Source organism: Acinetobacter sp. ACNIH2 (genome assembly GCF_002934965.1).
In the GTDB taxonomy this organism is placed as follows: domain Bacteria; phylum Pseudomonadota; class Gammaproteobacteria; order Pseudomonadales; family Moraxellaceae; genus Acinetobacter; species Acinetobacter tandoii.
The window spans coordinates 3,163,580-3,177,568 of the sequence record NZ_CP026412.1 but is presented as its reverse complement, the minus strand read 5'-3'; the positions used below and the strand labels follow the sequence as shown (position 1 = coordinate 3,177,568).

Here is a 13,989-nt window from a genome sequence, read left to right as displayed (position 1 = left end):
TTAATTTTGCAACTATAAAACGCGATAATTACTGCAGTTGCCCCAAAGTCACGCGGTCATTACCACCATAATCTTTAACAGTTCTGACCTCTTTAAAACCTGCATTTTTAAAGATATTACGTACCGCTTCACCCTGATCATAACCATGCTCAAGTACAATCCAACCTTGTGCGGCTAGCCATTTTTTACCCTGCTGAATAATATGTTCAATATCCGCCAAGCCTTCCTTGTCCGCAACCAAAGCTCGTTCAGGTTCAGCAGCTAAACTCAGCATGTGCTCATCTTTTGCATCAATATATGGCGGATTAGACACAATCACATCAAAATATTGACGATTCAACGCAGCAAACCAACTGCCTAAAAAGAACTTCACCTGTGTTAAATCATGCTTTTCGGCATTTTGCAGGGCAACTTCTAATGTCGGTTCATAAATGTCTGTTGCAATGACAGACCAGTTAGGACGTTCACTCGCCAGAGACAATGCGATGGCACCCGTACCTGTACCTAAATCCACAACACGTGTGTCTTCGGGTAAGTCCAGACGTAAAACGGTTTCTACCAATACTTCAGTATCTGGGCGAGGCACCAAAGTATCCTGAGTCACGGTCAGGTCTAAGGTCCAAAATGGTTGAGAACCCGTGACATAAGCCAAAGGTTCACCTGCTGCAATCCGAGCCAAACCATTTACATAATCTTGCTCTTGCTCTGCGGTAAGTTCTTGTGCAGATTTGATTGATAAATCAAAAGCATCAATTTTGAGAATATGCTCAAGTAACCAAGCATTCTCTTGACGCTCATAACTTTCAGCCTCTCCACGTAAGGCTAATGCCTGTGCAATATTCATTAGCCACCGTTTTGTTGAGCTAGCATTGCCAATTGATCTGCCTGATATTCACGGTGCAGACTATCAAGCAATTCGTTTAAATCACCTTCCATCACAGCATCTAACTTATATAAAGTTAAGTTGATGCGATGGTCAGTCATACGACCTTGCGGATAGTTATAAGTACGGATTCGTTCAGAACGATCACCCGAACCTACCAAATCTCGACGCATTTCAGAAGTCGCTGCATCAGCCGCAGCACGTTTTGCATTTTCTAAACGTGAAGCCAGTAAAGCCATCGCTTTGGCTTTGTTTTTATGCTGTGACCGTTCTTCCTGACATTCCACCACAGTTCCAGTAGGAATATGGGTAATACGAACAGCCGAATCAGTTTTGTTGACGTGCTGACCACCCGCACCTGAAGCACGGTAAGTATCAATACGCAAGTCTGAAGGATTGATATCTACAGTCGTATCTACATCAATCTCAGGTAAAATCGCAACTGTACACGCTGAAGTATGTACACGACCTTGTGACTCTGTCGCAGGGACACGTTGTACACGGTGAGCGCCACTTTCAAACTTCAAGCGACCATATACCCCTTCACCATTCACTAGGCAGATAACTTCTTTGTAGCCGCCATGTTCGCCTTCATTTTCTGAAAGCACCTCTATACGCCAACCTTTCGACTCAGCATACTTACTGTACATACGGAATAAATCACCAGAGAAAATAGCGGCTTCATCACCACCAGTTCCTGCACGGATTTCTAAATAGGCCGAATTCGCATCATTTGGATCCTTAGGAATCATCAAGATATTAAGATCAGCTTCGAGCTGTTCAATAATAGCCTTATTTTCCCTAATTTCTTCTTGAGCCATTTCTTTAAAATCTGGATCAGACAACATAGCATTTGCTGTTTCAATATCAGCTTCTGCTTGTCTATACTTTGCCCAGACTTCCGTAATTTCTGTTAGATCATTATGTTCGCGTGACAATTGACGAAAACGCTTGTTATCCGAAATAACCTCAGCATCAGCCAATAGTGCTGTTAACTCTTCATGACGGTCAGAAAGCTGATCTAATCGCAAACGTAACGATTCTTTCATTGTTTAATCTATCTCAATAGCTCAAGCAGTCTAAATTAGGCTGCATAATTTCAAATTTGAGCATAGTTTACCGATTCTGCCCTTTAATTGACATATCTATTATGCTGATAAATAAGCTTTGGAATCTTTCACATTGCTCATATTTTACTTTTTTCTGCTCTTCAAAAAGTTGTTGCTTATTTACCCATACAATGATTAATCAGCCATAAAATGAACGATTTTAATTAAACTCATACAAAGCACTTACCTAACAGTACAACTTAGTGTCTTGCTCTCCACATTTATGACGATGCGTTTTGTTAGATTTGCCACATCAAAAAATTTCGTCCGCATTTTTGGACATGGAGAATACGATGAAATTGAATGCCGTTTTATTAAGCACCGCATTGGCTGCCTCTTCAATGTTTGCAATGGATACTCACGCTGATAGCACAACACGTGTTGCAGCAGCAAGCGCACTAGGTAGTGTTGCGGGTACTGCTGTAGGTAAAAGCATGGGTGGTACTACAGGTGCTACAATTGGTGCTGCACTCGGTGGTGCAGGCGGAGCTGCTGTAGCAAGTGATCGCCGAAACCGTACAGAGTCTGCTATTGGTGGTGCTTTAGGTGGTGGTACAGGTTATACCGTCGGTAAAAGCATGGGTGGTACTAGCGGTGGTTACATTGGTTCTGCACTAGGTGCTGCGGGTGGTGCTGCTTTAGGGAACAAAATTTCTAAAGACAAAGCTGAAGAAAAGGCCAAATCTTCACGTAAATGGAAAAAACGTCACCGTCACTACCGTTAATCGCTTCAGTTCCATCATTCAAGCACCATTAGGTGCTTGTCTTACGTTGGGTTAGAACAGCGAGATCTGAAACTGAAGTATTGGGTTCTAAATTGTGAATTTGTTATGAAGAAACAATACAAAGTAATGACAAAAGCCTCATGCTCAAATACAAAGTCCTTCATTTTAATCCGCTCAACTCTTTTAGATTGGACTTAAGCACATAGTACTTTAAAAATGGAGTTTGCAATGAAACTGAATCATTTAATTTACGCCTCATTAATCGCGACCACAATGATGGGAACTGCATATGCCGATAATGGTACTCGTGTTGCAGCAACATCTGCCTTAGGTAGTGTCGCAGGCACAGCAATCGGCAAACAACTAGGTGGTACTACTGGCGCTACAATTGGCGCTGCACTTGGTGGTGCAGGTGGTGCTGCGGTGGCAAGTGATCGCCGTAACCGCACATCTGCGGCGATTGGTGGAGGTCTTGGTGGTGCAGGTGGTTATACTGTAGGTAAAAATGTTGCTGGAACCAATGGTGGCTATGTTGGTGCCGCTTTAGGTGCCGCAGGTGGTTCAGCGCTAGGACGTAAAGTAGCTGAAGATCGCCGTGATGATGAACGCTATGATAATCGTGGCTATCGCTCAGATCGTAATTATCGCTATAACGATGCACGTTACAATGATCGCTATTACCGTCATGACAACGGACGCCATTTGGGTCACCACAAGAAAAAACGTTGGGATGATTAATCCAACACACTACAAAGCATCTTCGGATGCTTTTATTTTGCGCTCAAGCAATATATCGAAATTAAACGATATACAATAACCCACTTATATCGTATTATTTCGATATATAGTTTTCGAGTCTGGATATGCCTACTCTACAAAATACCCAATTTTCAATTCTGGAACTAGCCCCAGTCCGCGATGATAAAAGTATTGCCTTTTCTCTGCATCACGCCCTTGAGCTTGCTCAACACGCTGAAAAATTGGGCTTTGAACGCTTCTGGTTAGCCGAACATCACAATATGGATGGTATTGCCAGTTCCGCTACAGCCGTATTACTAGGCTATATTCTTGCCAACACGCAAACACTTAAAGTCGGTTCAGGTGGAATTATGCTGCCTAATCATGCACCGCTTGTTGTTGCTGAACAATTTGGGACTTTAGCCACACTTTATCCTCACCGTATTGAGCTTGGTTTAGGTCGTGCACCTGGTACAGATCAAGTGACTATGCGTGCTTTACGTCGTGGGCGCCAAGAAACTGAGGATCAATTTCCACAAGATGTCGCGGAAATATTACAGTACTTTAAAGCGCCTGAAGAACATCAAAAAATTGTTGCTACACCAGGTCAATCTACCCATGTGCCTGTTTGGCTTTTAGGATCTAGCCTTTTTAGTGCCCAACTTGCTGCGCGTTTAGGACTTCCTTACTCTTTCGCATCGCACTTTGCACCAAGAATGCTCGGGCAAGCGATTCAACTTTACCGCGATAATTTCCAACCATCAGAATATCTGGATCAACCTTATGTTTCGATGGGCGTGCCCACAGTCATTGCAGACACCGATGAAGAAGCTCAATATCTTGCAACAAGTGCCTTCCAACGTGTACTTGCCTTAATGCGAGGACATAGCCTAAAACTTAAACCGCCTGTAGAAAGCATGCAAAATCTATGGTCACCCGTCGAAAAAATGTCAGTGAATAACTTCTTTGCCTTAGCACAAATTGGGTCGGCCCAAACTGTAAAAGAAGGTCTTGAAGATTTACTCAAGACCTATCAAGTAGATGAATTTATTTTCACCTGTGATATCTATGATACTGAAAAGCGTTTAAAAAACTTTAGCTACCTGATGGATATCAAAAATAATATTTGATTAAACCCATTTGAATGCCATCAAGCCTAAGAAGAATCATTCTTAGGCTTTTAATATTTTTCACAATCGAAATCCTTCAATCCGTCAAAAATGACTCCCGAGTTGCTGAATCAACTTTACGCAGCAGATGAATTAATATTCAATTAGAAAACAAAAATTCTGACAATAAAAAATGATTAAGGGATAATCATGCAACAATTTAGTAAGCTGAATACTTCCGGCTATATTTTTCAACATCAAAAACAAGATTATGAAGTATTTAAAGGACTAATCCGAACATCAGCAGAACTAAGCCTAGATGCATGCATCGAGCAAAGAGTTGCAATCATTGGGATCGATCAAAAAATTGCAGCATTGCTTGAGAAAATCCGCAATGTTTCAAGTTCAGTATATGTTTTTCAGATACAACCTGCCTTAATTCTTCCACAGTCAGAGCAACGATATAGCCGTTATGTGCAACATCCATTACTTTTAAAAAACAAGCGCCTCATCAATCCCCGAATCAAAAGCATTTTAGCCCTGCGTTTTTTGGACTCTCAAATTCAGGACAACTGGCTAAAACGACAACTAACACCAAATATTACGCGTGAAAAGAAAGAATTTCTGAAATCTGATGATTATTATCACGCCTTGCAACAAGAAAAATGTCAACTTATTACTTGGCCAGTCAAAAAAATTACAGAAAGCTGCATTGAATGTGTAGATGGCTCTATTTATCCTGTCGACTTAATTATTACAACGAATTTGCATAAATAATTGCAGAGAATTTCAAATGAAGTTTCATATTTATAATTAAAATAAGTGCAAAAAACACCCAATCTAATTATTTAAATTGGGTATTAATTCATTCAATTTTTATATGAATAGCGGCGTAATTTAATACTATCCGATTCGACGTTTTAAACCCGTCATTTGTAAGACACGCGTAGAAATTTCTTCAATCGACATTTCAGACACATTCAAATATTTAATCCCTTCTGAGATATAAATACCTTCAATTGCGCGCAACTCCATTTGACATTGGCTAAAGCTTGCATAGCGGCTATTGGCTTTACGCTCTGAGCGAATCGCAACCAAACGCTCAGCATCAATCATGAGTCCAAACAGCTTATGCTTATGCGCTTTCAGCACAGAAGGCAAACGATTGTCATCTAAATCTTCTTCCGTAAGTGGGTAATTTGCTACACGAATTCCAAATTGTAATGACAAATAAATGGATGTTGGTGTCTTCCCTGAACGAGAAACACCAATCAGAATTAAGTCAGCTTTATCATAATGACGAGTACGTGCGCCATCATCATTATCAAGTGCAAAATGTACAGCATCAATACGTGCTTTATAAGACTCCGAATCGGTCACGGCATGCGTTTGTCCGACTAAAGTTGTAGGTGGTGTACCCAACTCTTCAGACAACTTACTAATAAGCCCTTCAAACACATCCAAATTCACAGCATTCGCCGTATTAATAATATCTCGCACATAAGGATCTACTAAGGTATCGAACACCAAAGGCTGCTGCCCATCACGCTCAGCTCTTTGATTTATCTCAGAAACTACATTCATAGCAGCTTCTTCAGACGTAATATAAGGGATAATATGAATGTCAAAATCTACATTTGGAAACTGGGCCAGTAAAGAGTGTCCAAGCGTTTCTGCTGTAATCGCAGTTCCATCAGAAATAAAAAACACACTTCGCTTTATTTGTTTACCTTCTGACATTAAAATTCTCCTCGAATATTTGTCTAAGTGCTATATAATCATTATAGTAAACTGATCTTACATGACTGTCGCTTAGTAAAATTAAAAAGCTAAGCAGATTTGTTTTAAATTCATGCCAAGATAGTGATTAATACTGCAAAAGTGGAGTAACAACTTTGGAAGCGCGCGTAATAGGTCTAGAAAAATTAGGGAAACACGATGTAGAGCTCGTGGGTGGGAAAAACTCATCACTGGGTGAGATGATTAGCCATCTAGCGAATGCAGGTGTATCAGTACCTGGAGGCTTTGCTACCACTGCTGCCGCGTATCGTGAATTTCTCGAGCAAAGTGGCCTTAACGCTAAAATTAACGCAGAACTTGCAGCATTAAATGTTGATGATGTTGTTGCACTTGCAGAAACTGGTGCAAAAATCCGTCAATGGATTGTCGACACCCCTCTTACGGCAGATCTCGAAAAGGAAGTCCGCGACGCTTTCGCCACCCTTTCAAACGGCAACCCTGATATCGCGGTTGCCGTTCGTTCATCTGCGACAGCAGAAGACTTACCTGATGCGTCTTTTGCAGGTCAGCAGGAAACCTTCTTAAACATCCGTGGTATTGACAACGTTCTTATTGCGATTAAAGAAGTCTTTGCTTCACTTTATAATGACCGTGCTATTGCTTACCGTGTTCACCAAAACTTCGCGCATGACATCGTTGCATTATCTGCGGGTATCCAGCGAATGGTTCGTTCTGAAACTGGTGCAGCGGGTGTAATGTTCACTCTAGATACAGAATCAGGCTTCCGTGATGCTGTATTCATTACTGCTTCATATGGTTTAGGCGAAATGGTTGTACAGGGCGCAGTAAACCCTGATGAATTCTATATTTCTAAACCACTTCTGAAAAATGGCAAACATGCTATTTTACGTCGTAATCTTGGTTCTAAACACCAGAAAATGGTATATGGCGAAGAAGGTGCTGCTGGTAAATCAGTGGTCGTCGTGGATGTTGAAAAAGCAGAACGCCAACAATTTGCATTAAATGATCACGAGCTTCAAGAGCTTGCTAAACAAGCCCTGATCATCGAAGAGCACTATCAAGCACCTATGGATATTGAATGGGCTAAAGATGGTGACGACGGTCAAATCTATATCGTTCAAGCACGTCCAGAAACAGTAAAAAGCCGTGAAAACGTCGGCACTATGGAACGCTACCTACTTAAGCAAAAAGGTACTGTAATTTGCGAAGGTCGCTCAATCGGTCAACGTATTGGTTCTGGTAAAGTACGCATCGTGACGTCTATTAAAGAAATGGACAAAGTACAAGAAGGTGACGTACTTGTTTCAGACATGACTGACCCAGACTGGGAACCAGTAATGAAGCGTGCCGCTGCGATTGTGACCAACCGCGGTGGTCGTACTTGTCACGCAGCAATTATTGCTCGTGAACTTGGTGTACCTGCAATCGTAGGTTGTGGCAATGCAACAGAAGTCTTGACTGATGGTCAAGAAGTCACTGTTTCTTGCGCAGAAGGTGACACAGGCTTTATCTACGAAGGTTCGTTAGATTTCGAAATTCAACGTAACTCAATTAACTCAATGCCAAAACTTCCGTTCAAAATCATGATGAACGTAGGTAACCCTGACCGTGCATTTGACTTTGCTCAAATTCCTAACGAAGGTATTGGTCTTGCACGTTTAGAGTTCATTATTAACCGTATGATCGGTGTACACCCTAAAGCGTTATTGAACATTGACAGCTTGCCACGTGAAACTCGTGCAGCAGTTTTGGCTCGTACTGCAGGTTATGCTTCTCCTATCGAATTCTACGTTGAAAAACTTGTAGAAGGTATTTCTACACTTGCTGCGGCATTTGCTGATAAGCCCGTGATTGTTCGTATGTCTGACTTTAAGTCAAACGAATATGCGAACCTAATTGGCGGTAAGCTTTATGAGCCAGAAGAAGAAAACCCAATGCTTGGTTTCCGTGGTGCAAGCCGTTATGTATCTGACAACTTCCGTGATTGTTTCGAATTAGAATGCCGCGCATTGAAAAAAGCACGTGATGAAATGGGTTTGACTAATATTCAAATCATGATTCCGTTCGTTCGCACTGTACATGAAGCAAAACGTGTCATCGAGTTACTTGCTCAAAATGGTCTTAAACGTGGTGAAAATGGTCTTAAAGTGATCATGATGTGTGAATTGCCAACTAACGCACTGTTAGCTGAACAATTCCTTGAACACTTTGATGGCTTCTCTATCGGTTCTAACGACTTGACTCAGCTTACATTGGGTCTGGATCGTGACTCAGGTATTGTTTCTCACCTGTTTGATGAACGTGATGCGGCAGTTAAAGCATTACTTTCAATGGCAATTCATGCATGTCGCAAAGCTGGCAAATATGTTGGTATTTGTGGTCAAGGGCCATCAGATCATCCTGACCTTGCAAAATGGTTGATGGAGCAAGGAATCGAGTCTGTTTCTCTTAACCCAGACTCAGTTTTAGACACTTGGTTCTTCCTTGCAGAAGAAAAAGCTCAACAAGCTTAAGAAAACATGTTAAAAAAAGACCCATTAGTTGGGTCTTTTTTTCTCTTTTCATTTTTTGAGATTTTATTTTTATGCAAATTTACTTGGCACGTAATAATCAACAAGCTGGTCCGTACACTTTAGAACAGTTGAATCAAATGCTTGCCAGCCAACAAGTACTCTTAACAGATTTAGCTTGGCATGAAGGTATGACCGAATGGAAAGCTTTAGGTGAATTAACCCAAGGGAAACTTGTATACACACCAACAGGTTATGTTCCTCCAACACACACGCCGTTACATAACCCCACAATTATCCAAACTAAAGTTGAAGGCAACGTATCTAAAACTGAACTTGCATCAGTCAATATTCGCGCATTAGCAAAAATCATTGATTTATTACTTTGGTTGCCTGCGGCAGCAATTCCTTCTTTCTTTCTTAACGCCAATCAGGTGAATGAGCTAGCTAGCATTCAGCAAAAAATGCAAGCCGCAGATACATCCACTCAAGCAATGCAATTGCAACATCAACTTTTTGCGCTTATTCCAATTGAAGCTTGGCAAACAATGTTTGCCTATATCATTATTATGTTGGCTATTCAGGCGTTCTTTTTAGCAAAGTCTGGGCAAAGCATTGGTAAAAAGTTAACTCGAATTAAAATTGTAGATGCTGATAGCGGTGAAAATGTTAATTTGACGCGAATCTTCCTGTTACGCAGTATTGTATTTATCATTTTAAATATGCTGTTTATGCCGTTTATTACGATTGCCGATTATTTATTCGCATTCGGTAAAAAGCGACAAACATTGCATGATAAACTAGCAAAAACCATCGTGATAAAGCAATAAACGTGACAAAAATAAAGGGATGATCGGTTCATCCCTTTTTTTATACATAAGTTTGATATTTCAATAAAAAAAAACCAAAAACATCCAATTCCGACCACTAAAATCAGGTTTTATAACAGACATTTAAAGCGACTTTATATATAGCTTAGTTTAACGATATCAGGCATAATGCCCTACAACGTAGCGGTGCCACATGCTTGAGAAGTTTTTTTATTCAAAAATCAAAATTCTCAATCATGCGACACTTTAATCGCTATCCCATATTATTTAGGGAATGGGACTCTTCACCGAGGTTGTAAAATGAGACAAACGATTTTAGCTGTATTGTCTTTATCAACGATTGCTGCACTCTTAACTGGGTGTGGTGGTGATATGGTACTTCTAAACTCTAAAGGTCCAGTTGCACAAGGTCAAAGTGACTTGATGATGACTGCGATCTATTTAATGCTATTGGTCGTAATTCCTTCGATCTTAATGGCATTATGGTTTGGTTGGAAATATCGCTCGTCGAATAAAGATGCAGACTATAAACCTACTTGGGCACACTCAACTGCTATTGAAATTGTAGTTTGGGGTGTTCCAGTTATTATTATTGGTATTCTAGCTTGGTTAACTTGGTGGGGTTCACACAAGTATGACCCGTACCGCCCAATCGATTCTGATAAAGCACCATTAACAGTTCAAGTTATCGCTGAACAGTTTAAGTGGATCTTTATCTATCCTGAGCAAGAAATTGCGACTGTTAACGAAATTCGCTTCCCAGAGAAAACTCCTGTGAACTTGCGTTTGACGTCTAACTTCACAATGAACTCGTTCTTCATTCCTGCACTTTCTGGCCAAATTTATACCATGGCTGGTATGCAAACCCACCTGCATTTGTTAGCAAATGAAACTAGTCCAGCTGAAGGCTACCGCGGTTTCTCTTCTAACTACTCAGGTTATGGCTTCTCGCAAATGCGTTTCCGTGCGCATTCAGTGACTGAAGCTCAGTTTGCTGATTGGGTCGCAGCGGTGAAAGCAGGCAACGGTACTTCAATTAACCCTGCTGCAATTCAGAAAGGTGTTTTAGACCAAGCCGAATTCGCAACCTTGCGTGATGGCAACCGTTCGCATCATCAGATCGAAGTTCTTATCGCTAAAGCGACTACTCCTGAAGAAAAGGCTGCTGCTGAAGCAATGAAGCCTTATCCAACTAAGCCACATCCTGTGACTTACTACTCTTCTGTTGAGAAAGGCTTATTTGAATCAGTGATCAACAAATACATGAGTAACTATCACGGTGCTGATCATTCAGCTACTGCGGGTGCTCACGGGGCTGCTGCTGACGCACATGCCGCAGTTGAACCTGCTTCATCGGCTGTAGGGGAATAAGACATGAGCTTCTTAGGTAAGTTAGGTCCAGACTCGATTCCACACGATCCAATCGTGTTGGTAACGGTTGCATTAATGATTTTAGGTGGTATCGTTGCTGTCGCAGGTATTACCTACTTCAAAAAATGGAGCTACTTGTGGAACGAATGGTTCACATCTGTAGACCATAAAAAAATTGGTATCATGTATATTTTGGTATCTGTAGTCATGTTACTTCGTGGCTTCGCAGATGCGATCATGATGCGCTTACAACTTTTCCTCGCTCGTGGTGGCGGTGAAGGTTACTTACACCCAGAACACTATGACCAGATCTTCACCGCTCACGGTGTAATCATGATCTTCTTCGTAGCAATGGGTCTCGTTGTTGGCTTAATGAACATCTCTGTACCTTTACAGATTGGTGCTCGTGACGTTGCCTTCCCATTATTAAACTCTGTAAGTTTCTGGCTATTCGCTGGTGCTGCTGGCTTAATGATGGTTTCACTTGCTTTAGGTGAATTCGCTGCTACAGGTTGGATGGCTTACCCTCCTCTTTCTGGCATTGAATACTCTCCTGGTGTTGGTGTTGACTACTATATCTGGGCGTTACAGATTTCAGGTTTAGGTACGCTTTTAACTGGTGTTAACTTCTTTGTTACCATCATCAAAATGCGCGCACCTGGCATGAAACTTATGGATATGCCAATTTTCACTTGGACTGCACTTTGTACAGCAGTTCTGATTATTGCTGCATTCCCAGTGTTAACTGCAACAATTGCAATGTTATCTCTAGATCGTTACTTCGGCTTCCATTTCTTCACAAATGAGCTTGGCGGTAGCCCAATGCTTTATGTGAACTTGATCTGGACATGGGGTCACCCAGAAGTATATATCTTGGTATTACCAGCGTTTGGTATTTACTCAGAAGTTGTATCAACATTTGCTCGCAAAACGTTGTTCGGCTACAAATCTATGGTGTATGCAACAGTTGCAATTACAGTATTGTCATTTGTTGTATGGCTTCACCACTTCTTTACCATGGGTGCAGGTGCCAACGTTAACGCGTTCTTCGGTATCATGACTATGGTTATTGCGATCCCGACTGGTGTGAAAATCTTCTCTTGGTTATTCACCATGTATAAAGGTCGCATTACGTACACAACTCCAATGCTATGGACACTTGGTTTCCTTGTGACTTTTGGTATCGGTGGTTTGACTGGTGTATTAATGGCTGTTCCACCTGCGGACTTCCTTGTACACAACTCTTTATTCCTTATCGCTCACTTCCATAACGTAATTATTGGTGGTGTTGTGTTCGCAATGTTTGCGGGCATCATTTTCTACTGGCCAAAAATGTTTGGTTGGAAGCTTAATGAAGCTTGGGGTAAAGCAGCATTCTGGTTCTGGTTCTTCGGTTTCTACTTTGCATTCATGCCGCTTTATATCCTTGGCTTCATGGGTATGACTCGTCGTTTGAATACATATGACAACCCTGAATGGGATCCGTACATCACAATCGCATTGTTTGGTGCAGTATTAATCGCAATCGGTATTGCATGTTTCTTAATGCAAATCATTGTTGGTTTCTTACAACGCCATGACAACATGGACGTTACAGGCGATCCATGGGATGGTCGTGTACTTGAATGGTCTACATCTTCACCTGCTCCGTTCTATAACTTTGCTCATCTTCCAAAAATCAGCGGTATCGATACATTCTGGAATGACAAAGAGAATGGTGTTGCTTATGCACGTCCAACGTCTTATGAAGATGTACATATGCCAACGAACCGTGCTGCTGGCTTTGTAATCGCAATGTTCATTACTGTTATGGGCTTCGGTTTAATCTGGCACATTTGGTGGTTAGTTGTCGTGACCTTTGTTGCTGCAATCATCAGCTTCATCGTAAGCTCTTTCACTAAGAAAGTTGATTACTATGTTCCTGCTGCTGAAGTTGAGCGCATTGAAAACGAACGCTATGCGATTCTTGAAAAACACTTGAAGAAGGACTAAGACAATGGCTGAAGTACTTCATCACGATAACCACGGACACGATGAACATCATCATCATGATGATACAGACATTACTGTCTTTGGTTTCTGGTCTTACTTGATGAGTGACTTGATCCTATTCGGTACACTCTTCATTGCTTTCGTTGTATTAAGTGGTCATGTTCCACCAGGTACCCCAAGTGCTAAAGAACTATTCGGCGAGTCTTTAGGTTTCGTATTAACAGAAACTTTTGCTCTCTTAATTTCTTCAGTTACATTTGGTTTTGCTGTACTTGCATCATACAAAAAGAATGTTAGCCAAGTTTTAATTTGGTTAGCAATTACTTGGGTATTTGGTGCATCATTCATTGGCATGGAACTGTACGAGTTTAATCACCTTGTACATGCTGGTCATGGTCCAAGCACAAGTGCGTTCTTATCTGCGTTCTTCACTTTAGTTGGTACGCATGGTATTCACGTAACTTCTGGTTTGGTATGGATGATCGTGTTAATGGTTCAAATCAAAAAATATGGTTTGACATTACCGAATACACGTCGCCTTGCTTGCTTGAGCTTGTTCTGGCACTTCCTTGACATCGTATGGATCTGTGTATTCAGCGTAGTTTATTTGCGGGGAGTTCTCTAATGGGTCACGATAATCATGCGTCTGATGCAGCTCACGGCACCGTGAAGCAATATACTATTGGTTTTATTGTCTCTGTGGTATTAACCATTGTTCCATTCTATATGGCAATGAACCCAGAAAACTTCGGTCGTGGCGCAACCCTTGCAGTAGTTGGTATTACTGCAGTTGCTCAGGTTCTTGTACAATTGATTTTCTTCTTGCACATGAACTCATCTGCAGAGCAACGTTGGAACGTAATTGCATTTATTTATACAATTCTTACAATTGCCGTTCTTTTGATCGGTTCTGTATGGGTTATGAATTACCTCCACTTCAACATGATGCTCTAAACTGGTT

13 protein-coding genes are annotated in these 13,989 nt (G+C 41.2%); 10 read left to right on the top strand and 3 right to left on the bottom strand.

All coding sequences use genetic code 11. From position 1 onward, the window contains the following. Positions 1–28 precede the first annotated feature (28 nt). Both prmC and prfA read right to left on the bottom strand, forming a co-directional pair. On the bottom strand, positions 29–844 hold the full coding sequence (prmC, locus tag C3F34_RS15130; RefSeq protein ID WP_104442018.1) for a peptide chain release factor N(5)-glutamine methyltransferase: 816 nt from the start codon (positions 842–844) through the stop codon (positions 29–31). After that, entirely contained in the window at positions 844–1,932 is a 1,089-nt protein-coding gene (gene prfA / locus C3F34_RS15125) for a peptide chain release factor 1 (RefSeq protein WP_044740381.1), read from the bottom strand. The genes prmC and prfA overlap by 1 nt, the downstream gene beginning before the upstream one ends. Before the next feature lie 353 nt (positions 1,933–2,285). On the opposite strand from prfA, the gene C3F34_RS15120 reads away from it, so the two are divergent. From C3F34_RS15120 to C3F34_RS15105, 4 genes are all read left to right on the top strand, one after another. Further along, complete coding sequence (locus C3F34_RS15120) at positions 2,286–2,717, top strand: glycine zipper domain-containing protein (RefSeq protein ID WP_044740380.1); 432 nt, start codon at positions 2,286–2,288, stop codon at positions 2,715–2,717. Positions 2,718–2,945: 228 nt separating this feature from the next. Then, positions 2,946–3,455, top strand: coding sequence for a hypothetical protein (locus C3F34_RS15115; protein WP_016166397.1), 510 nt, complete (start codon positions 2,946–2,948; stop codon positions 3,453–3,455). A 125-nt stretch (positions 3,456–3,580) separates the two neighbouring features. Next, on the top strand, positions 3,581–4,585 hold the full coding sequence (locus C3F34_RS15110) for an LLM class flavin-dependent oxidoreductase (protein WP_044740379.1): 1,005 nt from the start codon (positions 3,581–3,583) through the stop codon (positions 4,583–4,585). Positions 4,586–4,774: 189 nt separating this feature from the next. Next, entirely contained in the window at positions 4,775–5,341 is a 567-nt protein-coding gene (locus C3F34_RS15105) for a hypothetical protein (protein WP_044740378.1), read from the top strand. 126 nt (positions 5,342–5,467) lie between these two features. Here the strand turns inward: C3F34_RS15105 and C3F34_RS15100 are convergent, their stop codons facing one another. After that, positions 5,468–6,304, bottom strand: coding sequence for a pyruvate, water dikinase regulatory protein (locus C3F34_RS15100; protein WP_044740377.1), 837 nt, complete (start codon positions 6,302–6,304; stop codon positions 5,468–5,470). Between the two features lie 155 nt (positions 6,305–6,459). On the opposite strand from C3F34_RS15100, the gene ppsA reads away from it, so the two are divergent. The 6 genes from ppsA to cyoD all read left to right on the top strand — a co-directional run bounded on the left by ppsA (position 6,460) and on the right by cyoD (position 13,982). Beyond that, on the top strand, positions 6,460–8,838 hold the full coding sequence (gene ppsA / locus C3F34_RS15095) for a phosphoenolpyruvate synthase (RefSeq protein WP_044740376.1): 2,379 nt from the start codon (positions 6,460–6,462) through the stop codon (positions 8,836–8,838). 71 nt (positions 8,839–8,909) lie between these two features. Then, entirely contained in the window at positions 8,910–9,665 is a 756-nt protein-coding gene (locus C3F34_RS15090) for an RDD family protein (RefSeq protein ID WP_044740375.1), read from the top strand. 300 nt (positions 9,666–9,965) lie between these two features. After that, a complete protein-coding gene (cyoA, locus tag C3F34_RS15085) occupies positions 9,966–11,036 on the top strand; it encodes a ubiquinol oxidase subunit II (RefSeq protein WP_044740374.1) in 1,071 nt (356 codons plus the stop codon). A 3-nt stretch (positions 11,037–11,039) separates the two neighbouring features. Continuing rightward, on the top strand, positions 11,040–13,028 hold the full coding sequence (gene cyoB, locus C3F34_RS15080) for a cytochrome o ubiquinol oxidase subunit I (protein ID WP_044740373.1): 1,989 nt from the start codon (positions 11,040–11,042) through the stop codon (positions 13,026–13,028). Positions 13,029–13,032: 4 nt separating this feature from the next. Then, a complete protein-coding gene (gene cyoC, locus C3F34_RS15075) occupies positions 13,033–13,653 on the top strand; it encodes a cytochrome o ubiquinol oxidase subunit III (protein ID WP_016166405.1) in 621 nt (206 codons plus the stop codon). Then, entirely contained in the window at positions 13,653–13,982 is a 330-nt protein-coding gene (gene cyoD / locus C3F34_RS15070; protein WP_016166406.1) for a cytochrome o ubiquinol oxidase subunit IV, read from the top strand. Before cyoC ends, cyoD begins: the two co-directional genes overlap by 1 nt. The last annotated feature ends 7 nt before the right edge of the window (positions 13,983–13,989 follow it).

Excerpts from the sequence above, each read along its gene's own strand:
- prmC (WP_104442018.1), bottom strand. The coding sequence starts at position 844 with ATGAATATTGCACAGGCATTAGCCTTACGTGGAGAGGCTGAAAGTTAT.
- prfA (WP_044740381.1), bottom strand. The coding sequence starts at position 1,932 with ATGAAAGAATCGTTACGTTTGCGATTAGATCAGCTTTCTGACCGTCAT.
- C3F34_RS15120 (WP_044740380.1), top strand. The coding sequence starts at position 2,286 with ATGAAATTGAATGCCGTTTTATTAAGCACCGCATTGGCTGCCTCTTCA.
- C3F34_RS15115 (WP_016166397.1), top strand. The coding sequence starts at position 2,946 with ATGAAACTGAATCATTTAATTTACGCCTCATTAATCGCGACCACAATG.
- C3F34_RS15110 (WP_044740379.1), top strand. The coding sequence starts at position 3,581 with ATGCCTACTCTACAAAATACCCAATTTTCAATTCTGGAACTAGCCCCA.
- C3F34_RS15105 (WP_044740378.1), top strand. The coding sequence starts at position 4,775 with ATGCAACAATTTAGTAAGCTGAATACTTCCGGCTATATTTTTCAACAT.
- C3F34_RS15100 (WP_044740377.1), bottom strand. The coding sequence starts at position 6,304 with ATGTCAGAAGGTAAACAAATAAAGCGAAGTGTGTTTTTTATTTCTGAT.
- C3F34_RS15090 (WP_044740375.1), top strand. The coding sequence starts at position 8,910 with ATGCAAATTTACTTGGCACGTAATAATCAACAAGCTGGTCCGTACACT.
- cyoA (WP_044740374.1), top strand. The coding sequence starts at position 9,966 with ATGAGACAAACGATTTTAGCTGTATTGTCTTTATCAACGATTGCTGCA.
- cyoB (WP_044740373.1), top strand. The coding sequence starts at position 11,040 with ATGAGCTTCTTAGGTAAGTTAGGTCCAGACTCGATTCCACACGATCCA.
- cyoC (WP_016166405.1), top strand. The coding sequence starts at position 13,033 with ATGGCTGAAGTACTTCATCACGATAACCACGGACACGATGAACATCAT.
- cyoD (WP_016166406.1), top strand. The coding sequence starts at position 13,653 with ATGGGTCACGATAATCATGCGTCTGATGCAGCTCACGGCACCGTGAAG.